General features: G+C 48.4%; 17 protein-coding genes. 11 read left to right on the top strand and 6 right to left on the bottom strand.

Annotated elements, in window-relative coordinates:
- Positions 1-284: 284 nt before the first annotated feature.
- The 8 genes from FBF61_RS30615 (at position 285) to FBF61_RS30645 (ending at position 10,744) form a co-directional block, all read left to right on the top strand.
- Complete coding sequence (locus FBF61_RS30615; RefSeq protein ID WP_138484743.1) at positions 285-2,120, top strand: alkaline phosphatase; 1,836 nt, start codon at positions 285-287, stop codon at positions 2,118-2,120.
- 48 nt (positions 2,121-2,168) lie between these two features.
- Complete coding sequence (locus tag FBF61_RS30620) at positions 2,169-3,764, top strand: tetratricopeptide repeat protein (protein WP_229215301.1); 1,596 nt, start codon at positions 2,169-2,171, stop codon at positions 3,762-3,764.
- A 255-nt stretch (positions 3,765-4,019) separates the two neighbouring features.
- Positions 4,020-6,779: a TonB-dependent receptor gene (locus tag FBF61_RS30625; RefSeq protein ID WP_138484747.1), complete on the top strand. Its 2,760-nt coding sequence runs from the start codon at positions 4,020-4,022 to the stop codon at positions 6,777-6,779.
- 16 nt (positions 6,780-6,795) lie between these two features.
- The gene (locus tag FBF61_RS30630; RefSeq protein WP_138484749.1) at positions 6,796-8,070 is read left to right on the top strand and encodes a right-handed parallel beta-helix repeat-containing protein; all 1,275 of its coding nucleotides are present in this window, start codon (positions 6,796-6,798) and stop codon (positions 8,068-8,070) included.
- Between the two features lie 42 nt (positions 8,071-8,112).
- The gene (locus FBF61_RS30635) at positions 8,113-9,213 is read left to right on the top strand and encodes a phytase (protein WP_138484752.1); all 1,101 of its coding nucleotides are present in this window, start codon (positions 8,113-8,115) and stop codon (positions 9,211-9,213) included.
- A gap of 149 nt (positions 9,214-9,362) precedes the next feature.
- Entirely contained in the window at positions 9,363-9,530 is a 168-nt protein-coding gene (locus FBF61_RS34785; protein ID WP_166444655.1) for a hypothetical protein, read from the top strand.
- A complete protein-coding gene (locus FBF61_RS30640; protein ID WP_138484754.1) occupies positions 9,530-10,105 on the top strand; it encodes a GNAT family protein in 576 nt (191 codons plus the stop codon). The genes FBF61_RS34785 and FBF61_RS30640 overlap by 1 nt, the downstream gene beginning before the upstream one ends.
- 63 nt (positions 10,106-10,168) lie before the next feature.
- A complete protein-coding gene (locus tag FBF61_RS30645) occupies positions 10,169-10,744 on the top strand; it encodes a porin family protein (protein ID WP_138484756.1) in 576 nt (191 codons plus the stop codon).
- 315 nt (positions 10,745-11,059) lie between these two features.
- On the opposite strand, the gene FBF61_RS30650 is transcribed toward FBF61_RS30645, so the two are convergent.
- On the bottom strand, positions 11,060-11,878 hold the full coding sequence (locus tag FBF61_RS30650; protein WP_138484765.1) for an XRE family transcriptional regulator: 819 nt from the start codon (positions 11,876-11,878) through the stop codon (positions 11,060-11,062).
- Positions 11,879-11,977: 99 nt separating this feature from the next.
- Between FBF61_RS30650 and FBF61_RS30655 the strand changes: the two genes are divergently transcribed.
- Genes FBF61_RS30655 through FBF61_RS30665 form a run of 3 tightly spaced genes read left to right on the top strand, consistent with a single transcriptional unit; the run spans position 11,978 to position 17,462 of the window.
- On the top strand, positions 11,978-12,691 hold the full coding sequence (locus FBF61_RS30655) for an ImuA family protein (protein ID WP_229215302.1): 714 nt from the start codon (positions 11,978-11,980) through the stop codon (positions 12,689-12,691).
- Positions 12,692-12,693: 2 nt separating this feature from the next.
- Complete coding sequence (locus FBF61_RS30660) at positions 12,694-14,202, top strand: Y-family DNA polymerase (protein ID WP_138484769.1); 1,509 nt, start codon at positions 12,694-12,696, stop codon at positions 14,200-14,202.
- A gap of 5 nt (positions 14,203-14,207) precedes the next feature.
- Positions 14,208-17,462, top strand: coding sequence for an error-prone DNA polymerase (locus FBF61_RS30665; RefSeq protein WP_229215303.1), 3,255 nt, complete (start codon positions 14,208-14,210; stop codon positions 17,460-17,462).
- A gap of 155 nt (positions 17,463-17,617) precedes the next feature.
- On the opposite strand, the gene FBF61_RS30670 is transcribed toward FBF61_RS30665, so the two are convergent.
- The 5 genes from FBF61_RS30670 to FBF61_RS30690 form a co-directional block, all read right to left on the bottom strand.
- Positions 17,618-20,266 (bottom strand): PQQ-dependent sugar dehydrogenase, encoded by a 2,649-nt coding sequence (locus FBF61_RS30670; RefSeq protein WP_229215304.1) that lies wholly within the window; start codon positions 20,264-20,266, stop codon positions 17,618-17,620.
- Between the two features lie 36 nt (positions 20,267-20,302).
- Positions 20,303-21,142: an endonuclease/exonuclease/phosphatase family protein gene (locus tag FBF61_RS30675; protein ID WP_138484771.1), complete on the bottom strand. Its 840-nt coding sequence runs from the start codon at positions 21,140-21,142 to the stop codon at positions 20,303-20,305.
- A 100-nt stretch (positions 21,143-21,242) separates the two neighbouring features.
- Positions 21,243-22,352 (bottom strand): metallophosphoesterase, encoded by a 1,110-nt coding sequence (locus FBF61_RS30680; RefSeq protein WP_138484773.1) that lies wholly within the window; start codon positions 22,350-22,352, stop codon positions 21,243-21,245.
- Between the two features lie 95 nt (positions 22,353-22,447).
- Positions 22,448-23,848: a DUF5018 domain-containing protein gene (locus tag FBF61_RS30685; RefSeq protein ID WP_138484775.1), complete on the bottom strand. Its 1,401-nt coding sequence runs from the start codon at positions 23,846-23,848 to the stop codon at positions 22,448-22,450.
- Positions 23,849-23,888: 40 nt separating this feature from the next.
- On the bottom strand, positions 23,889-25,484 hold the full coding sequence (locus tag FBF61_RS30690; protein WP_138484780.1) for a RagB/SusD family nutrient uptake outer membrane protein: 1,596 nt from the start codon (positions 25,482-25,484) through the stop codon (positions 23,889-23,891).
- Positions 25,485-25,487 lie beyond the last annotated feature (3 nt).

Consider the following 25,487-nt stretch of genomic DNA (forward strand, 5'->3'; position numbering starts at 1 on the left):
TCATGTAGTTTATTTTCGTTCAAGAAGCGGTAGGCAGGGTTATGGGTGGTCTGGATTAAATAATTGTTATCAATGTTTATACATGCTCTGCTGTTTTTGTGAAAAAGCGGACATTTGCTGCGTCGGAACTTGCATGTGGCCGGCCGATCAATCCGGATGAAATTTAGGCTCCGGCGAGGTTTACAAACAGACACCGGCGTGGTAAAATATTAAGTTGGTTCAGGTGCAGGCCCCGGAATATTTTGATATTTTGGGGCCTGTGTTTTAAAAATGAAATTTGAAAAATGATCAAGCCTTTATTATTAATTACTTTTTTTACGGTTTTTGCCCTCTCAACATCAGCTCAGAATACACCCGGATACACGACTGCCCAGGCACATTCCCATAACGATTACGAGCAGAAAATACCTTTTTACTTAGCTTATTATCAGCACTTTGGTTCGGTGGAGGCAGATGTTTTCCTCAAAAATGACACACTTTTTGTGGCACATGCAGCCGCCGATATGAAACCTTCCCGCACTCTGACCAGTCTGTACCTTAAACCCTTGGCTGAGATGATCGGAGAAAACAAAGGGAAGCTTTTTGCTGACAGCGACCAGTCCATGCAGCTATTGATCGACCTCAAAACCTCCGCCGCCCGGACAATGCCTGCGCTGGTTGCGGAATTGAAAAAATTTGAAGCCATACTCGCTCCGAAAGGGCCGGTAAAAGTGGTACTGAGCGGAAATACGCCTGCACCGGCGGAATTTGAAAATTATCCGGATTACATTTTTTACGACGGCCGGCCCGGGATCAGCTATACGCCTTCGCAGCTGCAAAGGGTAGGGCTTATCAGCCAGGCTTTTGCAAATTATACACGCTGGAACGGTAAAGGTGTTTTGACGAAAGATGAAAAGGCGAAGATCGAAAAAGTGATCGCAGAGGTGCATGACAAAGGTAAAAAAATCAGGTTCTGGGCGACTCCCGATCATATCAACGCCTGGAAAATGCTGATGAACCTGGGCATTGATTATATCAACACGGACAAAGTGCAGGAGCTGGGCAGTTATCTTAACGGTCGCAAAAACGCAGAGTTTACTTCCAAAGAAGCCTATCTTCCATACAAGCCGACCTATCGCAACAACGACAGCCGCTCGCAGGTGGACCATGTTATTCTGCTGATCGGGGACGGCATGGGCCTTGCGCAGATCTATTCCGGGATCACTGCCAACCGTGGGCACCTGAACCTGACGCAATTTCTCAACATCGGATTTTCAAAAACCAGCGCTTCGGACAGCTATATTACCGATTCGGCGGCAGGCGGCACCGCCATGGCCACCGGACAAAAAACCAGGAACCGGGCTATCGGCGTTGACAGCAATTTTGTGGCCGTGCCCAGCCTCGCCGACAAGCTGAAACCGATGGGCGTCAAAACCGGCATTATTTCGGCGGGAAGCGTTACAGATGCCACGCCGGCTGCATTTTACGGACATCAGCCTTACCGTGAAATGGAAAAGGAAATTGCCCGTGATTACCTGAGTTCATCGGTGGATGTTCTGATCGGCGGTGGTTCGCGCTATTTCAGACAGGGTAAAATCGCGGATTCATTGCAATTAAAAGGTATTATGTATTCCGAAAAATGGGCAGATCTGCCCAAAATGAAGGCGCCTTTTGTGATGCTGGATGATTCCAAAACGGTTTCAGTTGAAAAGGGCAGGGGCGAGTTTCTGATCCCCGCTTTTACCAAAACTTTTGAGGCGTTGCAATCTGGCAAAAAAGGTACGTTTATCATGGCTGAGGGCGCGCAGATCGATTATGGCGGACATGCCAACATCGTTTCGTATGTGGTCAGCGAGATGCTGGATTTCGACCGGCTGGTGGGCGAGGCGATGCGCCTGGCTGATTCAAACGGAAGAACGCTGGTGATCGTCACTGCCGATCATGAAACCGGTGGCCTTACTTTGCTGGACGGCGACCTCAGGAAAGGTTATGTGGACGGGCATTTCAGTACGAATGACCATACAGCTGTGATGGTACCAGTTTTTGCCTATGGGCCGCATTCGCTGGATTTCCGGGGCGTGTATGAAAACACAGAGATTTATACCAAGATTCTTGATATTTTCAGGAAATATAAAAAATAGATGAAGGTCAGGGTGTGCTTTTTGTTGCTGCTATTTATCTGTATATCAGTGCTATATGTTCATGCTCAAACTGAAAATTCCTTTTATGACCCTGAAAGCAGCAGCGAACGTATTATCAGCAGTTTTTCCCGACCCGACTCCATGCTTCTGGCCACCCGGGCGAAATACAACCAGGCTGCGCAGCGCAATGCTGATCTGGAAGCGGCTGGTTATTTGCAGGAAATGGGGAGGATACTGTTCTTTTCCGGGCATTACCCTCAGTCGCTGGATTACCTTTTAAAAGCCGACAAAATTTTTCGTGACAAGGACGACAAAAACCTGCTGGCCGGAAACCTGGGGACGCTGGGTGAGCTTTTCTACCGGAACAGGCAGATACCGCTTGCCCGTAAACAATATGACGAGGCGCTGCGGTATTATGAAGAATTGAAAAACGAATCCGGAAAAGCTGAAATTTACGGCCGTATCGGTCATTTGTACGAAAAAAGACAGCTTTATGACAGTGCATTTTATTTTCAGCACAAGGCTTTGCAGGCATATCAGCATGTCAACCACCGGGAGGGTCTTGCCAAGATTTACGAAAACCTGGGCAGTATTTACGAGGACCAGATGCACTACGATTCGGCTTATTCCAATTTCAACCGGGCTTATGTCCTTAATAAAATACAGGGAAATGATCGGGCGCAGATTGAAGTGATTAATAACCTGGGTGATGTGTTAAGAAAAACCGGAAAGTACCGTCAGGGCCTCGTTTTCAGCTTTCAGGCCATGGATCTGGCAAGGCGGCAGGGCGATTTTTACCAGCTGTCGAGTGCATTTAATGATATTGCCAAAGGTTATAATTTCCTCAATAAAAACGACAGCGCCTTTTTTTATCTCGCACAAAGCCGCGAATACCTGAGTGCGATTTATTCGCAGGAAAGCAACAAACAGCTTGCGTTGCTGAAAACGCTTTATGACATTGAAAAAAAGGATAACGAGATCGAAAAACTCACTCAGGCCCGGAAAACGGATCTTTTGATATCCATTGGAACCGGCGTCGTGGTTTTGCTCGTCATTTTTATCGCCGGGCTGATCATCAGCAGGCAGAAGCTGAAATTGCGCAACGAGCAAAAGCTGCACGCCCAGAGCATGCAAGTATACGAAACGCAGAACCAGCTCATGGAAGCAGAACTGCAGAATAAAAAACTGCAGGAAGAAAACCTGAAACAGCAACTGGAGATCAAAACGAAAGAACTCACCAGTTATACCTTGCATGTGATCCGCAAAAACCAGCTGCTGGAAGACCTTCAGACACGCCTGGAAGAGCTGGGCAAAGAAGATAAAAGAGACCAGAAAAAACAGATCCGTCAACTGTCAGAGCAAATCCGCCTGGGGCTGAACGACGACCAGCACTGGGAAGAATTCCGTACGATATTTGAGCAGGTCCACCAATCTTTTTTTGATAGGTTGCAGCAGCAATCGGAAGCACTTACCTCCAATGACCTTCGCCTCGTGGCACTCATCAAAATGAACCTTACCTCCGCCGATATGGCGACGTTGCTCGGCGTGTCGCAGGACAGCCTTCGGGTAATGCGGCACCGCCTCCGCAAAAAACTCAACCTTCAGCAAGGCGATAATATTTCTGCATATATCCAGTCGATTTAGGCTCTTAACAGTTTCTTAACATTGCCGTAACACAATGTTAATGGCTGTTTAGGTATTTATAAGTATTTGATTTAAAGCATTTTAAATACAAAAAATATCTTTTGTTGCCTTCCTGTAACGCTGCTCCTGACGTCGTTGCTTTTTTGTAACGCCCGCCATTTGCATGGTTCGTCATTGTTTTATCACTTCGCTTCACCATTGGGGAACACCTCCAAAAAGTACCGACTAACAAAACAAACGTCCCTGATTTGAAAAATGATTTATAAAAAATACATATACCTGGCAGTATTTCTGCTCGTCTCTTTATCGCTGAATGCAGGCACAATTAAAGGTAAATTGCTGGAAGCAGCCAGCGGCGAACCGGCATTGGGTGTGGTGATCAGCATTGAGGGAACAGATTATCATGGTGTATCGGGAATGGACGGGACCTTTGTGATCCCCAATCTGAAAACCGGATCATACAGGCTCGTAACCCGGCATATTTCTTATACCGTTTTACAAAAAGAGTTTACGATTGGTGCCAATGAAACTGTCCAGCTGGAACTTTCGCTGGAAACTGCCGAGAATCTTAAATTGAACGAAGTAGCTGTTTTGGGTAAAAAGGACGGTGCATCGGACCATACAGCACGGTCGATGGAGCGGAACGCAAGTCAGGTTATGAACATCGTTTCCGGTAAAGCCATCCAGATATCCCCCGACCTAACCGTGGCGAATGTGATTCAAAGGGTTTCGGGTGTGAGCATTGAAAGGAACAGCAATGGTGACGGCCAGCACGCCATTTTGCGCGGTATGGACAAAAGGTACAATTACACGCTCGTGAACGGTGTGAAAATACCCAGCCCGGATAACAAGTACCGGTATGTGCCGCTGGACATATTTCCTTCCGACTTGCTGGACAGGCTTGAAGTATACAAGGCCCTCACGCCGGCTATGGAGGGCGACGCCATCGGAGGCGCGATCAATATGGTGATGAAGGATGCGCCCGACCGTTTTACTTTCTCCGCCAATGTTTCCACAGGCTACAATGAATTGTTTATGGAACGCAAATTCATGGGCTACGATCACCGGAGTGTAAGACAAGAGTCTCCCTACGAGACCAACGGGAATCAGTACAACGCTACCCCTTCGGATTTTACAAAACCGGCTGTCGATTATACGTCAAAATCCCCGCTGCCCAATCTGCTTGGAAGCCTGGCTATTGGTAACAGATACCTGAACAACAAGCTGGGCGTATTACTCGCAGGCAGCTATCAAAACACTTTCCGTGGCAGCAACAGTCTGTTTTTTGACTCCCAAACTGTAGATACGCTCCGGGGAGAAACGCTGACGAAAATGAACGAACGCCAGTATTCCGAGCAGCAGACAAGATATGGTTTGCATGCGAAAATGGATTACAGGATCAATGAAAAACATAAGATCCAGTTTTATAATGCATTTATGAGCCTGACCAATGTACAGGTAAGGGATGTAAAATCAACCCAGCTGACGATAGGAGGGTACGATCCTGCGCTCGGCAATGCAACTCTTGATTATACGACCCGTTCGAGGCTTACTAAACAGCAGATCTTTAACAGTACACTTCAGGGGAAACATCAGCTCACCGGTAAGTTTGCAGTACAATGGTCGGCGGTGTATTCCAAAGCAACCAATGAAGTGCCCGACAATACTACCGTGCCTCTGCTGGGAATACGCAGGAATTTTGTGGAAACCCGGACCACCGTGGGCGATGGCTCCCGCCGGTGGGAACACAATTCGGACCGTGACCTGGCGGGTTATCTGAACCTTTCTTACACCATGCCGATCGGAGATATACAGGTGGAATGGACCGCAGGCGGGCTGTACCGGGACAAATCGAGAAGCAACTTTTACAATAATTACCAGCTCAGACCGTCGCGCCCGTTTGACCAGTACGGTATCGATTTTACAGAATATGCGCAGATCGGTTGGGTGGTGCAGAACCCCAGAGGCTCGGTGGCGTCGGCGCTGAACTATGATGCTACTGAAAAAATTATTGCCGGGTATGCACAGTTCAAAGTGACTTCGGAGCAGTTGGAAATTCTGGGCGGCATACGGGCTGAAGCGACGGATCAGGGCTACAAAATGCTTTTCCCGATCGGGGAGGACAGGCCGGAAGCCAGCCAGGTATATACCGATCTTCTGCCAAGCCTGCATTTGAAATACAAACCCGAGGAAAATGTAAACCTGCGCGCTTCCTATTTCCGGTCGTTGAACCGCCCTGGGTTTTTCGAAATCGTGCCTTACCGTATTGTACAGGAGGAATATCAGGAACGCGGCAATGCGGATTTGAAACGGGCGATTGCCGACAACATTGACCTTCGTTATGAGCTTTTTCCGAAGCCCTCGGAACAATTGATGATGGGTGTTTTTTACAAACATATACAAGACCCGATCGAATATACCTTGCAAAGAGACGCCAACCGAGGGCAGGACGTGTACTATGCGCCGGGGAACTTTGGTAATGCCACCAATTACGGCCTGGAACTGGATTATATCAAATATTTCAGGGTGATCGGGATCAAGGCCAACTATACCTACACGCATTCCAAAATTACGACTCCGAAGTCCAGACGTATCCGCAATGCAGGCGGCGACCTGGAAACGATCAACACCGACCAGTCACGACCGCTTTACGGGCAGTCGGCGCATGTAGGTAATCTTTCGGTATTGTATAAAAATGCAAAACAGGGAATTGACGCGCAGCTGGCGGGGTCGTATACAGGTGACCGTATCAATACCGTGTCCCAGTTTTTAAACAATGACCTTTGGCAGAAAGGCTTTGTACAATTGGATGCATCCCTCGAAAAAAACTTTACCAGCGGCCTGGGCATTTTTCTGAAAGCAAACAATCTGTTGAACACCCCTATGGAAGTGTACATGAAAAACCGCAGCCCGGCCAACGAAAACGCGCCCGGTCAGAAAGATGGAAACACTACGCTGATGCGGCGGGACTATTACCAGCGGAGCTACCTGCTGGGTATACGATACAAATTTTAAACAAAAACAAATAAACATGAACAACCTGAAAATGAAGAATCTGTTTGTAATCGCTTCCCTGGCTATTTTTGCTTTGGCGGGATGTAGCGATGATAAAAATGAGCCCGGGCCGGAAGTAGTACCACCGGTGGAAGAATCCGTATCCGGTGAAGTATCGGGTACCTGGACCAAGGGAGGAACTTACAAAGTGACAGGTCACATACAGATACCCGAAGGGAAATCCCTGACCATTGAAGAGGGAGTAACCGTCCTTTTCAGCGATTCGGTGGTGAAACCGGAAGTGGTGGTGAAAGGCAATCTGTACAGTCTGGGTACTTCCGAAGCACCGGTGAAATTTACCGTGCCCGACGCCTGGAAAACAGTTGCCAACCAGTTTGGCAATCTTTGGGGCGGACTTATTGCAGGACCTAACTGTACCGAATTTGTGTTGAGCCATACCATCCTGGAATACGGAGGCGCCGTGACAACCGAAGAGTCTCCTTCCGTAAAGGCAGGGTTGTACAAGGCAGAGGCCGGGGAACACGTGCCGGTGGCTTATTTCCTGAATATCGCGGGCAAGTTTATTGTCGTCAACAGCATTATCCGCAATTTTAATGAAGATGGTTTTTACATTGAAGGCGGTAAGGTGATCATTGCCAACAACATGTTTTATACGACCGGCGTGTCGGGCGGTGACGCGATCAATATCAAGTCGGGCGTGCAGGCTGATGTGGCTTTCAACGTGATTTACAGCCCCAATACCAATGCGTTGAAATTGTCCAATTCCGGTGAGCGCAGTCCGCAGGCTTATGTGGTAGGTTACAACAATACCATTATCAATGCGGGTTGGAGACGGCCAACTACCAAAGGCGGCTCGATCTGGCTGGAAGCCCGGGTACGCGCCGACCTGTATAATAATCTCTTGGCCAACGACCGTTTTGGAATTAAAAGAAACGCGGGCGACGCAGAAGACGACCGTTCTGTGATCAGCAATACTTTTTACTACGGTGCCGATCAGACAACAACAGACCAGTTCCAGCCTTCTGCTGAAATCGTGAAAGGGGTTAACGATCTTCTTTCTGCCAAAGCGGGCGAAAACGATCCCAAGTTTGTAAACTATCCTTTGACAACAGCCACCAATAACGCTGCTTTTGATACAAAATGGGATTTCCATCTGCAGGCAGGATCACCCGCAATCGGAAGAGGGAAAACCGACTTTACCCGTTTGTACGCTGACGGTTTAGTGGTGAATGGCGTCACTTACAAATCGCCTGCGCCTGCGAATTATGCCGGGGCTTTGGGGACAAAATAATTGCCCTGCTCCGGAAGCACCTCATTTATATCTCTAATTTTTGTGAAACGATACGTTCTCTTTTCTTTAAGCCTTGCAGTCCTGCTTTTTTCATGTTCTGAAAAAAAGCAGGAGGCTGCAAGCACGGTAGGCGCTGATGCCGTAACTGATACCAATGTGGTTGTAAAACCTTTGTACGTCACTGATACGGTCGCGCATGACACCGACGATCCTGCCGTATGGATAAATCCTGCCGATCCGGCTGCGAGCCTGATCATCGGCACGGACAAAGACCAGGATGGCGGTTTGTATGTATTTGATCTGAACGGTAAAATACAGAAAGACAAAACCGTTCGCGGTTTGCAGCGGCCGGACAATGTGGATGTAGAATACGGACTGATGCTCAATGGAAAGCCCACCGACATCGCAGTGACGACCGAACGTTTTTCACATAAGCTGCGGATTTATTCTTTACCTGATATGAAACCCGTTGACGGCGGCGGTATTGAGGTTTTTGCCGGAGAAAAAGGTGTAAATGAAAGGGACCTGATGGGGATAGCGTTGTACAAAAATCAGGAGGGAAGGATATATGCTATTGTGGGACGCAAGTCGGGCCCGACGGATGGCACTTACCTTTGGCAGTACCTCCTGGAAGACAACGGACAGGGGAAAGTTTCGGCAAAAATGATCCGCAAATTTGGTGCGTACAGTGGTCTGAAAGAAATAGAGGCTATCGCAGTGGACGACAGGCTGGGTTATGTGTATTACTCGGATGAAGGAAAAGGAGTGCGGAAATATTATGCGGACCCCGAGAAAGGAAATAAAGAGCTTGCGCTTTTTGGGACAACAGGCTTTACCGAAGACCACGAAGGCATCTCGGTTTACCAGCTGACGGACACGACGGGCTATATCCTAGTTTCAGATCAGGGGGCTAATTCTTTCCAGATATTTCCCCGCGAAGGCAATGGTACAAATCCGCACAACCATCCACTTGTCAAAAAAATAAAAGTTGCAGCCAACAAAAGTGACGGTTCGGAGACAGTATCCATTCCTCTTAATAAGGACTTTCCCAAAGGCCTCTTCATCGCCATGAGCGACGACAAAACGTTTCATCTTTATCGTTGGGAAGATATTGCGGGGAAGGAGTTGAAGGGGATACGGTAGTGGGGGGAATGGTACGGTTCAAAGGTTAAAATTTTATCAACGGGATTCGTTTAAACCGGAAATTTTTATCTTTGATCAAAAAGAACTTAAAACAGGCTTAGTGTTGCCGGTTCTACACCCTAAATAAGAAGCTATACATAACAATTAAGATGAAATACACAGGAAACACTATATCCAAACCAGTAGTGGGCAAAGAAGCTGAGGCGCTTTCCCAGGCTATTAAAACAGGCGGTTTTGTCGCCAATAGTCAGGCACTTGAGACCATCCGTAAAATTGCGGAAAGGGTTAAAACTGAGAGGCAAAATAGAGATAAGTAATGCCGGTCTCTAAATTTGATGGAATCGATTTTACTTCCCACGAAGTGATAGAGCTAAACCCCGACCAGGAAAATCTTGGTGGGGGTTTTCGTTGTAGCAGGGGTGAATTTGTTGCTTTTATAAGAAAGGGCAAAATCATCAATGAAATAAATTCCCACATCACCAGATGTTGGATTATCCAGTGCGACCAGGGATTAGCGGCTTACATCACTTTACTTGCCGATAAATTAAGTATGGGTTCTCCTATTCTGATGGACGAATTGGTAAACTACAGCACGTTTCCAGCAGTTAAAATAGGTTGGCTGGCAGCTGATCAGAGAGCTTCCAAATCGGGCACCAGGTTGGTTGAATGGGCAATTGAGTATGTTTCATCTGATTTGTCGGGTAAGCTTGGGATTCGATTTTTAACTGTTGATGCACTTTATGATATCGATGCGAATTATGACGCATCCGGGTTTTATGAAAAAATTGGGTTCAGGTTTGTAGATCCCGAAGAGGAGTTACCTCCAAAAGATGGATACAGATCGATGTATTTTGACTTAAAACCGATGATAGATGCACTCAAGTCCATTTGACAACACCGCGCACCTTGGTACGATAATTTTATTCATAAGGTTAATACATTAATCTTCTTAAATATGAAAAAATTATTAGTTGCGTTTGTCTTGTTTGTGTCTGCTCATTTTGCAGAGGCTCAAACATTTAGCATTGGCCCGAAAGCTGGTCTTAATATTAGTAATTATACCGGCGGGAACATAGAGTCGGATGCTTTGATGGGGTACCATCTGGGTGGGATAGTAAATTATGGTTTTGGGAATGTTTTTTCGATACAGCCGGAGGTTCTTTTTTCCACACAAGGCGCAAAGGTGCAGAATAACGGAACGAAATCTGATTTCAAGATCAGCTATGTAACAATTCCTGTCATGCTGAAATTCAAGTCGAACGGTGGTTTCTATGTTGAATTCGGCCCTCAGGTTGGGTTCAGGTCATCTTCCGATATCCCGGATCAGACTATCAATAATTTTGCGAAGAATCTGGATCTTGCGGCAGGGGCCGGGATTGGATATCAGTCACCGATCGGCCTGGGCGTGGGTGTAAGGTACATTGCAGGACTTTCCAAAGTGGGTGATTTTTCAGGGCAGAATATTGACCCTGATTTCAAGAACAGTGTCATCCAGGCAAGTTTGTTCTGGGCTATTCCTTTGGTTAAATAGGTTTTAACTGCTCTGAAACCAGGAATGCCTGAATAATTGTTTCTAAAATGCTGCCTGTTAGAAGGCGGCATTTTTTGTTTTGTACTGCTTGCTGCTATGTCACCCCTGTCGCGGTTGGAGATTATCGGATATGCTTGTCTCCTTATAAAATTTCAGCCCCCAGGGCTTCTAAATGTCTCTAAAAATGCAACATGCCAATCCCGTAGGGATGTAATTTTTGCGGAAAAACGATATATAATAAAAGCGGGAAACCCCGTGAGGGGTGACATCGTTGAGGGAATGCCACAGTCTCGTAAGGCTATGTAAAACTTTCCTCTATTTTGCTTTTTGACTTCCCGTTGAACGCATGATTTTCAGTTCTTCCTGCACATCCCTGACCGCCCTGGCCAGCGACTGCAGGTCAGTTTGTGATTCAGGAAATTCCCTGGTCTGGTAACTATGGAACTGCCATATTTCCAGTACTTCCGACACCGGTACCGTATAAGGTTCATAGGCAGTGTTAAGGGATTTGAGCAGCAGTTCATCCTGCATGACAGTCACCATTTTAAACACAAAATCCTGGTCACCTTTGAGAATAACAATGCAGGGTGTACCGGGTTTTATATTTTTCCAGTCTTCGGCATAATGTGTGGTAACATCGCTGCCGTCCGGAATAGGCAGCATGGAATCCCCGGAGATGGGGAAGATACGATGTGTTCCCTGGGGTAGATTAGGCATTGAAAACCTGGGTAGAGTAGCCAGGAATTCCGGGTCAGCGTAACTGCTCCGATAGCCTGCTTTCGCTTTTACAGGCACATACTCCACATTTTCCCGGTTATTATCATTCACGGTAATGGCCAGCACCCGGATATGGGTACCCGTCATGTATACATCATTGCCGGATTCCAGTTCACGCAGTTTCAGTTCCGACAGTTTGGACAGGTCCACTTTCAAAAGACTGTCCACGCTGATCTTAAAGTACTCCGAAAATTTTATTACATCCTCGATCGAAGGATTTTTGACCACTCCTGTTTCAAGAGGCTGAAGCTTATTTCTCAATAAACCAAGTGCTTGCGCAATGTCCTCCTGCGTAAGTTTTTTTCTTTTTCTGAGAAAACGGATGTTGCTGTGAAAAAAAATCCTTGCGGTTGTCATACTTAAATGTTATAATTGACAACATTTATTTGTTGTTGATAACAACAAATATAGGATTTTATTTTATAAATTATGTACCAGCGGGCTATTCATAACGATATGGTTGAAAAACTGCAGAAAGATATCCTTTCTCTGCAGGGTTTCAGGGTTCCGGCAGAGGGCCAGCGTATCAGTTTTGGCCTGGGAGCTATTGAGAATGCATTTCCTAACAGGATTTTCCCGACAGGCGCAATCCATGAATTGCTGAGCGATACCCGTGAAAATGCCGCCGCTACTACCGGTTTTGTGGCAGGCCTGCTGGGGAGTATCATGCAAAAGGGTGGTATATGCTTATGGATCAGTAACAAACGTACCTTGTTTCCGCCGGCGCTGAAATTTTTTGGTATCGAACCCGACAAGATCATATTTATTGATGTACAAAATGAAAAAGACCTGCTGTGGATGGTGGAAGAAGCATTGAAATGTCAGGCATTGTCGGCTGTGGTAGGAGAGTTAAAGGAAATCAGCCTGACGGAATCAAGGCGGTTGCAGCTGGCTGTGGAGCAGAGCCGTGTGACTGGTTTTCTGCACCGTTTTAATCCCAAAAACACCCATACCATTGCTTCGGTGGCACGCTGGAAAATCTCTCAGCTTCCGAGCGAAACAGAAAAAGGCATGCCCGGGGTTGGCTTTTCCCGCTGGCATGTGGAACTGCTGAAAGTACGCAATGGCGAACCGGGTAGCTGGAAGCTGCAATGGTCCGCCGGAAGGTTCGAACATGTGATCCGGTACAAAGTGACAAAGCCCGAACCGGACCTGATGAATATTGCATAACTATGGAAAAGCGGTATATGTCGGTATGGTTCCGTCACCTGACGACGGACAGATGGATCGTCAGCCAGCCGGAGCTGAAAGATGTACCTTTCGTGCTGGCGGCCCCGGAACGCGGCAGAATGGTGATCAAGGCTGTGAATGTGCGTGCCGAAGTAATGGGCATTGAAAACGGGATGGTGGTAGCGGATGCCAGGGCGGTGCTGCCCGCCCTGCTGGTGTTCGACTATAAGCCCGGTTTTGCTGAAAAGCTGCTGCTGGCATTTGGGACCTGGTGTATCCGTTTCACTCCGATCGTGAGTGTAGACCCGCCTGATGGGCTGATTCTGGATATTACGGGCTGCACGCATCTGTGGGGAGGCGAGCGGGCTTATCTGAAAGATATTGTTAACCGTATCCGGGGTGCGGGCTATGATGTGCGCGCAGCGATCGCCGATACCATTGGTACCGCGTGGGCGGTTTGCCGTTTTGGAACTGTTACACCCCTGATTCCGCCTGAAGGAGAGCAGGCTGCGCTTTCAGCCCTGCCGCCGGCAGCTTTACGGCTTGAAGCGGATACGCTCGAAAGAATGCAGAAGCTGGGCTTTTATCAGATCCGTAATTTTATGAATATCCCCCGCTCTGTTCTGAGAAGGCGGTTCGGGCCGCATCTTTTGTACAGAATGGATCAGGCATTGGGTGCTGAGGAAGAACTTATTGATCCGATCCGGCCGGTGGAGCCTTACCAGGAACGGTTATCGTCGCTGGAACCGATCAGGACTGCTACGGGAATCAACATTGCACTCAGGAAACTGCTGGAAGCGCTTTGCGGAAGATTGTCAAAAGAAGGAAAAGGTTTGCGGAAAGGGGTTTTTATGGGATACCGCATGGATGGGAAGATCGAACAGATCGAGATCGGCACCAATAGTGCGTCTTGCCATGTGGAGCATTTGTTCCGGCTTTTTGAGCTGAAAGTGTCTTCAATTGAGCCTGCATTGGGTATAGAACTGTTTATCCTGGAAGCTCCGGTCGTTGAAGAGCTGGATCAGATGCAGGAAACCCTCTGGAATATAACTGGTAACAATAACCAGTCCGAGATCACCGAGCTTCTCGACAGGCTGACAGGCAGAGGCGGTATGCAGATTGTGCACCGGTACCTGCCCGACGCGCATTACTGGCCGGAAAGGTCTGTCAAGGAGGCTGTTTCTATCCAGGAAAAACCCCAGATCGAGTGGCGTACGGACAAGCCCAGGCCGGTCAGTCTCTTGCCAAAACCGGAAAGAATTGAAGTTGCAGCACTGCAACCGGATTACCCGCCCGCGGTTTTCCGGCACCAGGGTAAAGTTTACCATATCAGAAAAGCCGATGGCCCGGAACGGATCGAGCAGGAATGGTGGATAGAGGAGGGTTTGCACAGGGATTATTATTGTGTGGAAGATATGAAGGGCGCACGGTACTGGATTTTCAGGTTGGGGCATTATAATGAAGACAAGGAAGACATGCCGGAGTGGTTCATTCATGGATTTTTTGCCTGAAAAAAATGAAAGAAGAAAAAATAGAGAAAATCCCGTATACCGAACTGCAGGTAACCACGAATTTCAGTTTTCTGAGAGGGGCTTCACATCCTGAGGAGATGGTGGTTCAGGCATTTAATATGGGTTATAAAGAAATAGCCATCACCGACCATAATACACTGGCTGGAATTGTGCGGGCACATGCTGCCGCGAGAAAAACAGGCATCAGGATCATCCCCGCCTGCCAGCTTAATCTGCTGGATGGCCCCAGCCTTCTTGCCTACCCGACCTGCAGAGAAGCCTATGCGAGGCTTTCGGCCCTGCTTTCAACCGGCAATCTCAGAACGGAAAAGGGTAAATGTGATCTCTACAAAGCCGATGTGTATGCGCATGCAGAAGGAATAAAGTTTATCGCACTGCCTCCCGGTTCGCTGGATAAAAACTTTGACTTTGACCCGGTTTTTGAAAAAGTATTAAAAGAATACAGGGAAGCGCTGGGGGAGGACTTGTACCTGGGTTCGCACCGATCCTATCTTGGGGACGACGGAAAAAAACTCTTCCGGCTTTCTGAGATGGCAAAGCGCCTCGATATCCCTATGGTGGCCACCAACGATGTGTATTATCATCATCCGGAGCGCAGGCAGTTGCAGGATATTGTTACTTGTGTCCGTGAAAAATGTACGATTTATAATGCTGGTTTTCTTTTGCACCAGAATGCAGAGCGGCATCTGAAATCGACCAAGGAAATGAACCGGCTGTTCAGGCAGTACCCGGATGCCATACAGCGCACACAGGAAATAGCCGAAGCCTGCCAGTTTTCGCTCGACAGCCTGGAATATGTGTATCCGGAAGAAATCACGAGCCAAGGCAGAACCCCGCAGGAGGAGCTTATCTATCTGACCTGGGAAGGTGCGGAAGAAAGATTCAATGGAAATATTCCGGAAGAAATCAGCAAAAGGATCCATGAAGAGCTGGATTTTATGGAGCGCAAAAACTACGCGTCCTATTTCCTCACAGTTTATGATTTTGTGCGTTTTGCCAGAAGCCAGAATATTCTGTGCCAGGGAAGGGGCTCGGCTGCGAACTCCGTTGTATGTTATTGTCTGGGGATTACGGCAGTTGATCCAACCAAGATCAAACTGCTTTTTGCAAGATTTATGTCCGACGCCCGGGACGAACCGCCTGATATCGACGTGGATTTTGAGCATGAGCGCCGGGAGGAAGTGATCCAGTATATTTTTAATAAATATGGCCGCGACCGCGCTGCTATCGTAGCTACCGTAACCCAGCTGCACCGGAAAGGGGCTGTCAGGGATGTAGGAAAGGCCATGGGGCTGTCTGTGGATGCGATCAACCAGCTTTCAAAATCCCTCTATGAGTTCAACGAAGAGTGGCTGGAAGGAAAACAGGTTTCCGAGCATGGTTTTGATGCCAATGATCCACACCTGATCAAAGTATTGCAGCTGACAGAGCAATTTGTACGCTTTCCGCGGCAGCTCGGGCAGCATACCGGAGGTTTTGTGATCACCCGCGGTAAGCTGTCCGACCTGTGTCCGATCCTCAATGCCCGTATGGAAGACCGTACCTGTATTGAATGGAACAAGGATGATATCGAGACGCTGGGGTTTTTAAAAGTGGATGTATTGGCACTGGGCATGCTTACATGCATCCGCAAGGCTTTTGATCTGGCCAAAAAACATTACGACAAAAACCTGACATTGGCCAATATACCACAGGATGATGCTAATGTATATGAAATGATCAGCGAAGCGGATACTATCGGTGTTTTCCAGATCGAAAGTCGTGCGCAGATGTCCATGCTGCCGCGTTTGAAACCGAAAGAATTTTATGACCTGGTCATAGAAGTAGCGATCGTGCGGCCCGGACCCATACAAGGGGATATGGTGCATCCTTACCTGCGACGCCGAAACGGGGAAGAAGAAATAAAATATCCGTCCAAGGAATTGGAAAACATACTGGGCCGGACGCTGGGTGTACCCTTATTCCAGGAGCAGGCGATGGAAATAGCCATTGTCGCAGCCGGTTTTACACCGGCTGAAGCAGACGGGTTAAGAAGAAGCATGGCTACCTTCAAAGCCAAAGGACTAGTAACCCAGTATGAAACCAAGCTGGTGAATGGAATGGTCGCCAATGGATATGAGGAGGAATTTGCGAGAAGGGTGTTTAAGCAACTTGAAGGTTTTGGGAGCTACGGTTTCCCGGAAAGTCATGCGGCCAGTTTTGCCTTGCTGGTATATGTGTCGAGCTGGATCAAGCATTATCATCCCGATGTTTTCGCAACTGCTCTGCTGAACAGCATGCCGATGGGTTTTTACCAGCCCGCGCAGATTATTATCGATGCCCGGAAACATGGGGTGGAAGTGAGGCCTGTGGATGTCAATTACTCTTTTTGGGACAATACGCTGGAAGAAAAGATTGGCGATTCCTGCCCCATACGCCTGGGTTTCAGGCAGGTAAAAGGCTTGCAGGAAAGTGAGGTGCAGATGCTGGTAGAGGGCAGGACGCAACCTTACAGTGGTATCCATGTTTTGAGGGATATGGGGGTTTCTCAAACCACACTGGAAAAGTTGGCCGATGCTGATGCTTTCAGGTCAATGGGTATGGACAGGCGCAAAGCGATGTGGGAAGCGTCCGCTATGGCCGACCGGCCTATGGGATTGTTTACCGGCCATGCTTCGCAAAGCAGTTTTGAACCCCAGGTAGAATTGCCTGAAATGACCCCGTCCGGGCATGTTTTTCAGGATTATGCTTCCACGGGATTGTCAATCAAAGACCATCCCGTAAGTTTTGTGCGTAATAAGCTGTCTGCAAAACGTGTGGTGCGGGCGCAGGATCTAAAAAATTGTAGAGACGGTGCCATACTCAAAGTCGCGGGACTGATACTGGTCAGGCAGAGGCCGGGAACAGCCAGCGGGATCTGTTTTATTACGATTGAGGACGAAACCGGTGTGGCCAATCTGGTGGTATTTAAAAAACTGTTTGACCAATACCGCAAGGAAATTCTGCGCTCCCGGTTGCTGATGGTGGAAGGCAAGCTGCAAAGGGAAGGGAAGGTGATCCACATCGTGGTGAGGCGATGCTATGATGTATCCGGCCTCATGCGGGAGCTGAATATTTTCGAAGAAAAGGACCCGGATGTGCTCACCCTTTCTCGTGCCGACGAAAACGATGGCGAAATCCCATCCGGCAGGGTCAAAAAGGAAAAAGCTGCCAGAACAATCCAAACGGAGATTTTTCCGGCAGGCAGGAATTTTAAATAGTATAAAAATAAAAACCATCCGGATTGTTGCTGGGGGCGGCTATGAACGGTAATCTATATGGTGTTATATTTATCTAACAGTGATAGAAAATCTTCAAATGCGACGACCGGTCTGCGGGGCCAGGATCTAATCGTGCTGATTGCGTGGTTTAATAGCTATTTGCCGAACAGCATTTTGTCAATATGAAAAAGAGGGTAAGGCGATGCCGGGTTCTTGAAAACAAAATACAGATCGTGTTTTCCTTTGGTCGGTTTCAGTGAAATGGCTACATCTTTCCAGCCAGTTTTCAGGTCGTCAAGCTTACCGGGGTTAACATTCAGAGATCCTATGAGGGGGCCATCTTTGCCACCGGTACGCACTTCAATAATTCCGCCAGCACCGTGTTCCTGCAATCTCAGTTTTATCGACCTGATCTGGTTTAGATCAATATCATCGTAGCGCACATACTTTCCATTCCTGATATTGGAGATGTACGAAACGTAGCCGGTGTTCAGCGTTGCGATCACCACACCCACGTTCCCGTCCGAATAGTCTTCCATTTCGATCTGAGGATCTCGCAATACCACATGTTTGCTGGTCCGGATCGGGGAAGCGGTTTTGGTGCCGCCGTCGGTGTAGGATGCCTGCAATACATACGCACCTTCGGTCCCCTTGCCTTTGTGGCTGCCCAGCAATTGTTTTCCCTGCAGAGGAAGAGAATTATGTTTTTGGTTCAGGCTCAATATATAATCTGTGATTTCCTCAGCTTTTTCAGGCGAAAGGTCGGGATGCGGGGGCATGGGATAGCTTCCCCAACTGCCGCTGCCGCCGGTTATGATCTTTTCGGCAAGCTTTGTTTTGGCATCTTTTTGTCCTGCGTAACGTGTCGCGATTTCATTCAGGGCCGGGCCGATAGAGCGGGTCTCCATAGTATGGCAGGCCTTGCAGTCCAGTGTGGAATAGAATTTTTTGGTATTGGCAAACCGGGCGTCTTCATCCCCGGAAGACAGCACGCTGGCCAGGTCCTTCCCGAAAGGCAGGTAGTGAAACGAAACTTTAACCCTTTCTTTTACAATGGGTTTATCTTCTTTGTCCGTGATGGATACTTTGTAGTCGAATTCCTGATCATCCCAGTAAAAGCTCTGGTTGGAAAGAGTTGTTAGTCCCACTTTCGGAGGAGCATTTCCTACTTTTACCTGGGAGGTGGTGGTGCCCTGAGCACCCTGGGAATCAGTTACAGTAAGCAAAATGTCGTAGGTGCCGGGTTTTGTAAAAGTATATGCGGATTCTTTACCTTTCAATTTTGTCTTGCCGATTGTCCAGGTGTAAGTCAGCTTGTCGTTCTGGTCAAAATCCTTTGAACCGTTTGCCGACAATGTTATTTTCATAGGTACCGCACCGACCGTTTCGGATACATGCGCAACTGCGATCGGACGGCGGTTTCCTTCGCTGTATTCTACTCTTATGATGCCTGAATCGGTGTTTTTTGCAAACCAGTTTGTCCCGTAGGCAAGTATGTAAACGGCCCCGTCCTTTGCGATCTGCATATCCATCGGCGCCACCACTTTGAGCTGTGGCAGAAAAGGCTCCATACTAACATAATTCCCTTGTTCATCCAACGTCACAGCCATCATCCATTTTCGGATCCAATCATAGATAAGCAGCTTTCCGTTGTAGTACTCCGGCAATTTGTAAGGTGCATCCTGGTAAAGATCACTGTAATAAACCGGGCCGGCCATCGCGCTCGCTCCGCCTTTGCCGACCAGCGGCCAGCGTTTGGACGGGCCTTTTCCATACCATATCCAGGCCGGCTGGGCGGGTGGCAGGTTTTTGATACCTGTGTTATTGGGCGAATTGTTTACAGGATGCGCCGGGTCCTGGCCGGGGCCTTCTTTTTTTGTTTCAAAATCATATTTTGGAAAAACTTCATTGGCACCCAAAAAGTAAGGATACCCAAAAAAGCCCGGCTTACGCGCCTGGTTGATCTCATCATAGCTCAGCCGGCCTTCCTCCGCGGGTACCTCCGTGTCGGGGCCGACGTCTCCCCAGTATACAAAACCGTTTTTGGCATCTACCGACATACGGAAAGGGTTTCGGCACCCCATTACATATATTTCCGGACGGCCCTCCTCACCGTTTTTCGGGAAAAGGTTACCATCCGGAATAGCGTAGGTTCCGTTTGCTTCGGGCTTGATACGCAGGATTTTCCCGCGCAGGTCGTTGGTGTTGGCCGAGGTGCCCTGTCCGTCGGAAAGCTGCCTTCCCGGACGCTCGTCGGTAGGATTGTGGCCTTCAATTTCTTCGGCATTGGTATTGTCGCCGATGGAGAGGTATAGCAGCCCTTTGGAATCAAAAGTAAGGTAACCGGCTGAATGGCAGCAATATGTTCGCTGGGTCGGAACTTCGAGCAGTACTTTTTTGGATGACATATCCAATGTTCCGTTTTTATACTCAAACCTCGCCAGTTCGCTGATGTGCCGTTCGCCACCGAGACCGTAATAGAGGTAGATCCAGTTGTTTTTCTCATAACCGGGATCAATGGCTACACCCAGCAGCCCATCTTCAATCCCGCTGAATACGTTCAGATGGGCAACTGTGCCCAGTTTTTTCGCTTTGGCGTCATATAATCGCAAAGCGCCTTTTCTTTCCGCCACCAATATGCTTTGATCGGGCAGAATAGCCATCTGCATGGGTTCATCAAAACCGGAGGCGAGTGTACTGTAAGTAAAGCGGGTGGAGTCGGGAGCTGACTGGCTGTGGGCTTTCTGACAAAAAACAGAAGCGAGTACGAGCCAGGTTGCTGTACAAAATTGACGTGTTGTCAAGGTTTTTTGTATTTAAATTGACGAATGGACTTGTGATTATTTTGGGCCGATCACCATAACCAGCGGCAGGTGGTCGGAGGCATAGGTCTCGTTCACAGTTTCATACGAAATCCGCCTGTACTTTTTTACGGCTTTGCGGTTCAGCATGAGATAGTCGAGGGTTTTCACCGGTGCATCAGCCGGAAAAGTATGTTGGCAATCGGTGCAGGGGATTTGCAGGTGTTCGGCCAGGTTTTGGATCGTCGGATTGTCCGGTGTGGTGTTCAGATCGGCGCCGAGGATAACGGGCAACCCGCTATGTTTCCCGATGATCTTGTTCAGCTGCAAGATCTGATGCGCGCGGTCTTTGTTACTGAGATGGTCCAGATGGGCAGATAAAAACACTAGTTTTCCGATTTCAGTCTTTACAGTCACCAGCGCTACCGCCCGTATTTCGCTGTCGGGATGATCCGAAACCACCGTCAGACGATAACTTTCGGTTTTTTTAATCGGAAATCTTGAAAGGATCGCAACCCCATATTCACCATTGCTCCGGTCGACTGCTTTGGCAAAATGATAATACATTCCCGTAAGCTCGGCCAGCTTTTTCGCCTGGTGCGAGCCCTTTCCCGACCGGTCGGTGAAGGCGTCTACTTCCTGCAAAGCCACCAGGTCGGGTGCTTGTTTACGGATTACTTCCGCAGTTGCCGCCAGATCCGTAAATCCCCATCCTTTGGACGGCGGGCTGGCGATCCTGATGTTATAGGACATGATTTTGAGCGTTTTTTTACCGGTGTCATTTTCCCTGCTGCTGTTTGCCGGGTTTATTGCTTTGGATAAAAAAGAGTGCAAAAGAAGGGTCAGGATCAGGAAAAGGGCACTTTTTGAAAAGGTCATGATGTATTGTTAATGTTGTTTTGGATGTCAGGCCAAGCGGCTTCGAGGCTGTCACCGGTCGCTCGGTGTCGATTTTTAATGGGTTCAGGAATAGTCGGTTTCAGTCCAGATGGAATTCGTATTGGTCAAAAGACTCGGTACGCCAGGCCAGGTGCCTGGTAGCAGGTGAAATGGCAAACAATGGGGAGAATGTCCTGACCTTCACAGTTTTTTGATCCGGTAAAAATTCAAGTATCCTGATCCAGCCGTCGCCTCCGTTGCCTTTCCAGTTGCCGCCCTCGTTCTGCGCATTGAATAGCATTTGATTGACAGTTTTCCCGCCAGCATTTTTGTCGGTACGAAAACCGACATGGCCAGCATGACTAGGCTGATCGATCACATGGCCGCAAACCACCATTTTGATATTGGAAGCAGGCTGAACCAGTTGTTCGAAAATCTCTCTCCCTAGCGTGGCATCTGTGAACCCGGGCGGATAATCCTCTTTCACAATGTGTTCGTTATGCCGCACCGTAGATCGCATGTAGCTGTGCGTGAGCACCATGCCTGTATGGTTTTTGTATTCCGGTCGTGCTGCCACTTCTTTGGCCCACGCTAGGGTATTTTTACGCGGCGCAAATTCCAGTGAAAACACCAGCATCGGCTGACCAAACGGCGGTTTCAACTCATAACAAGCATTTTCCAGCGTTTTTACGCCCTCTCCATTCGGGGCCATTTCAACCAGTATATTCTTGTTCAACGGGTTTTTCCCGGGTGGAAAATAGCTGTTAAACTGAGAATATCGGTTTTCGGTAGCACTGGTGCCATAGTCGTGGTTTCCGGTACAAAGAATATAGGGCACCTTGCCATCGAGTTTCCCGAAAGCATTGGCCACACATTGCCATTGAGAAGTACTGAGCTGGTCTCCGTTTTCTTTGGGCAGCTCAGTGATATAATTTTGCTCCACCAGATCACCTGTACACAGTACCATACCTATGTTCAGTTTCTGCAGGTTATCATCGATCCAGGTGACCATCAGGTCCAGCAGTGGCTGGTTTCGTTTAAACTTGGTGTAGCCCTGCGGATCGGGCACAATGATGACCGACCAGGAATTTTTGTCGCTCAATGCCGGCGCAACATATTGTTGCGCCGTGGCTGTAAGCGCAAAAAAGGTAAAAATAAGCGTCCACCAGATGCCGGAACGATATCGGGGCTTGGAATGTAAAGTAATCATTATGAATGACTTAGGCTATTATCGGTCGGCTTTTGGCGGTCGGCTATCGGCAGTCGAAGCAGACTGCTGACGGCCGACCGCTGCTGGCCGACAGCCTACTTATTGTATTTCATTTTATAAACCATTACCCCTGAAGTCGAGGCTGCGTTGGTGGCCATGGTTGCGTAGAAATATACCTCGTTACCCCTTACATCAGCAACAATGTCGCCGGAGCGGTTGTAGTTGGTACCGCCGTAAGCCTCGGATTCAAAGAGCATAAAATCCGAATAGCCTGCACCGCCGGGCACGAGATTGAATCTGGAAGGATCGTTTGTTTCAAAAACTTTCAGATGTGTGGCGTCCCAGGCATAATATCCCTGGGTTAGCATGGCGGTAAATTCCTCTCCCTGCACCTTGAAAGTGTTGAAGCCCAGAATTTTGTAATAATGGTTTCTTGTAGCCATGGCCGTTACTTCCATATCCGGGGTGAACGATACAAACCGGCTTCCCTGGGTGAGGTTCGGATCGGAGGTGTTATAATTGCAGTAAGTGAAATAATGATCCGACAATGGATCCAGTGACTTGCGCTGAACGGCGGCAAATGTCCAGGCCTCAGCTCCTGCGTACCGGATTATGGTAGGCTCATTTTTTAAAGCAACGCCGTCTTCAAACTCCCAGTAATGAATGCTGTTGTTTCCGTTGGTAGTGGCATAGATGAAAGCTTTGCCGCTTTTGAGATTACCGATCACGCTCACTTTTCGTCCCAGGTTCACAGGGCATCCCGCCGCCGCAGTGTAATTCAGGATTTGTTTCGGTACGCTGTCGATGTCATCGTAGTAATAAACCACGAACCCGGCCGAGTACACATTGTACCGGTTGACGATGAAGTGTCCGGCATCATCCGAATTGACCTGCATACAAAATGTGGTGGGCGGGGCAATGGATTTGACGAGCTCGCCTGTGTTTTTATTCAAAACACGGATACCATCATCCACAGTGGTATTTCCACCGTTAAAATCGGCCACAAGCAAATAGTCCCCGGCAACTGCCAGCCCTGAAATGTTGGTACGTTTGATACCCAGCACATCGGATGTTTTAAACCACAGTTTGGAAAAAACGGTTTTGGGCAGGCTGGGGACAACCTTTACCACATACCTGGCAACCGCCCCGGCCCCATCGGTAACCCGGATGGTGAGCGGGGAGGAAAAATCCATCGTTCCGCCCAATGCAGGCTGAATAGTGCTGTTGTGATCCAGGCTGGCGTAAGGCTTCAGGCTTTTCAGGTCCAGCGGGCTCTCTTCCGTTGACGGTACATTGATATAAATTGTATCGCCGTCGGCATAAGGCCCTGCGACCGTGGCGGGATACTCGGTAGCCTGGTTTGGAATGGCTATGGAGAAGTTCAGAAGCCCTTTTCTGGCGGTTACTCCTTTGTTGAGGTCCACCTGCTCGCAGGAGAGGAGGCAGAGGAGGCTGAGCATCCAGCAGCCCGCCTGATATATGTATGATCGTTTCATTTATTTTTCTTTTGGGATAAAAAATAATGCGGTGCCTGTGTTATTTCCACTCGTCGAATTGTTCGATAAGCGCATTTCGCTGCAATTCGGTGGAAGGGATCGGAAAACGATTGTATTTGGGCAGATAAACCCGTTTTTTACCATTGTCCGCATCTACCTCACGGTAAGTGAAAGTGCCTCCGGTGCCAGGAACCGGTACGCGGCCGGTCAGGTTTGTGCCGTTCAGGACGGTTCTGGCAAGGTCCCATCTTCGCAGGTCCCAGTAGCGGTGACCCTCAAAAGCCAGCTCTATCATACGTTCGTGGCGCAGGAGTTTCATAAAATCCTCCTTGCTTCCGGCCAGTACATTTTCTGCAAAACCTGCTCTTTTACGCACTTTGTTCAATGCTTCCAGTGCCCCCGCCAAATTACCCTGTTCGGCCATTGCTTCCGCTTTGATCAGAAGAACTTCGGCATAGCGCATAAAGTAAAATGTGAATTCACCCGGCTGAAAACCTTCGTCCTGCGTTTTTACGGAACCATCGAAAAATTTGCGCAGATAATAGCCTGTGCTCGTGGTGCCGCCTCCAATGGCATAACCGTCTACCGCGCCTTCGTTGGTAGCGATGGTACGGCCTTTCCAGGAAGCGCCATGATACAATATGGAGGCATAGAACCTCTTTTCACGGCCTTCATACGGTCTCGCAGCTTTGGCGGTGTCCGACCAGCTGAAATTGGTGCCGTCGGCCATCTGATAGGCTGATACCAAGTTTTCGGTGGGGCTTACCTGTGCGTAACCTTTGTCGCCGGGAGGGCAAAAGAAATAATCGAAAGAGTAACCGAAATTGGGGGACGAATAGCCGAATTCCAGGATGCTTTCCTTGTTTTCAAGATGTTGTGCACGTTTCATCTGAAACAGTTTTTCATAGTCCGGATAAAGATCGTAAATGCCGAGACCTTCCAGTTCAGTGATGGCATCGGTAGCCGCTGACCAGCGTTTTGCATAAAGCATTGTTCTCGCCTTAAAGCCAAGCGCAGCTCCTTTGGTGAGCTTTCCCGTTTTGGTGGAAGGTACAGTTACCGGTAAGTTGGCCGCAGCGAAATCAAGATCGGCTGCAATGAAATTCCATACTTCTTCGGGTTCGTTGCGGGTACGCTGGGAGCCGTCGGGCAGCCTGTCGAAAATGATAATGCTTGCTCCATACCTTTTTGCCAATTCCAAATTGACATAAGCCCTGAAAAACCGAACTTCTGCTTCTGCCTGTAATTTGACCTCTTCGGACAATTTTCCGCCATTGGTTTGCATACCGTCCAGAAACTCATTGCAGTTACGGATCCAGGTATAGCCCCAGTCCCAGTTGCCTAGCGGATTTTCTCCGGGGGTGATGAAAGACGAGCCGAGGGTAAACAGGTTGGAACTCTCGGAAGGCGTATTTTTCTTCAGAATATCAGCGAATGCGTCCTGATTGATATGGGAAGTATAATAAGTCTGGCCGATCAGCGGGTAGAATTTGTTCAGCGAAAGTTCCAGGTTGGCTTCGCTGGACCATGCTACTTCTTCACCATAAACATCGGTCAGCTCGGGGTCAATGCTGCAACCCGACAGCACTGCGATGCAGCAGGCTATCAGTATGTTAAATTTATTAATCAGTTTCATGAT

It is taken from the genome of Dyadobacter bucti (assembly GCF_005869225.1).
In the GTDB taxonomy this organism is placed as follows: Bacteria; Bacteroidota; Bacteroidia; order Cytophagales; family Spirosomataceae; genus Dyadobacter; species Dyadobacter bucti.

Coding starts and splice junctions, on each gene's coding strand:
- FBF61_RS30640 (WP_138484754.1), top strand. CDS start 9,530: ATGCCGGTCTCTAAATTTGATGGAATCGATTTTACTTCCCACGAAGTG.
- FBF61_RS30625 (WP_138484747.1), top strand. CDS start 4,020: ATGATTTATAAAAAATACATATACCTGGCAGTATTTCTGCTCGTCTCT.
- FBF61_RS30660 (WP_138484769.1), top strand. CDS start 12,694: ATGGAAAAGCGGTATATGTCGGTATGGTTCCGTCACCTGACGACGGAC.
- FBF61_RS30680 (WP_138484773.1), bottom strand. CDS start 22,352: ATGATTACTTTACATTCCAAGCCCCGATATCGTTCCGGCATCTGGTGG.
- FBF61_RS34785 (WP_166444655.1), top strand. CDS start 9,363: ATGAAATACACAGGAAACACTATATCCAAACCAGTAGTGGGCAAAGAA.
- FBF61_RS30655 (WP_229215302.1), top strand. CDS start 11,978: ATGGTTGAAAAACTGCAGAAAGATATCCTTTCTCTGCAGGGTTTCAGG.
- FBF61_RS30630 (WP_138484749.1), top strand. CDS start 6,796: ATGAACAACCTGAAAATGAAGAATCTGTTTGTAATCGCTTCCCTGGCT.
- FBF61_RS30645 (WP_138484756.1), top strand. CDS start 10,169: ATGAAAAAATTATTAGTTGCGTTTGTCTTGTTTGTGTCTGCTCATTTT.
- FBF61_RS30615 (WP_138484743.1), top strand. CDS start 285: ATGATCAAGCCTTTATTATTAATTACTTTTTTTACGGTTTTTGCCCTC.
- FBF61_RS30665 (WP_229215303.1), top strand. CDS start 14,208: ATGAAAGAAGAAAAAATAGAGAAAATCCCGTATACCGAACTGCAGGTA.
- FBF61_RS30685 (WP_138484775.1), bottom strand. CDS start 23,848: ATGAAACGATCATACATATATCAGGCGGGCTGCTGGATGCTCAGCCTC.
- FBF61_RS30650 (WP_138484765.1), bottom strand. CDS start 11,878: ATGACAACCGCAAGGATTTTTTTTCACAGCAACATCCGTTTTCTCAGA.
- FBF61_RS30675 (WP_138484771.1), bottom strand. CDS start 21,142: ATGACCTTTTCAAAAAGTGCCCTTTTCCTGATCCTGACCCTTCTTTTG.
- FBF61_RS30690 (WP_138484780.1), bottom strand. CDS start 25,484: ATGAAACTGATTAATAAATTTAACATACTGATAGCCTGCTGCATCGCA.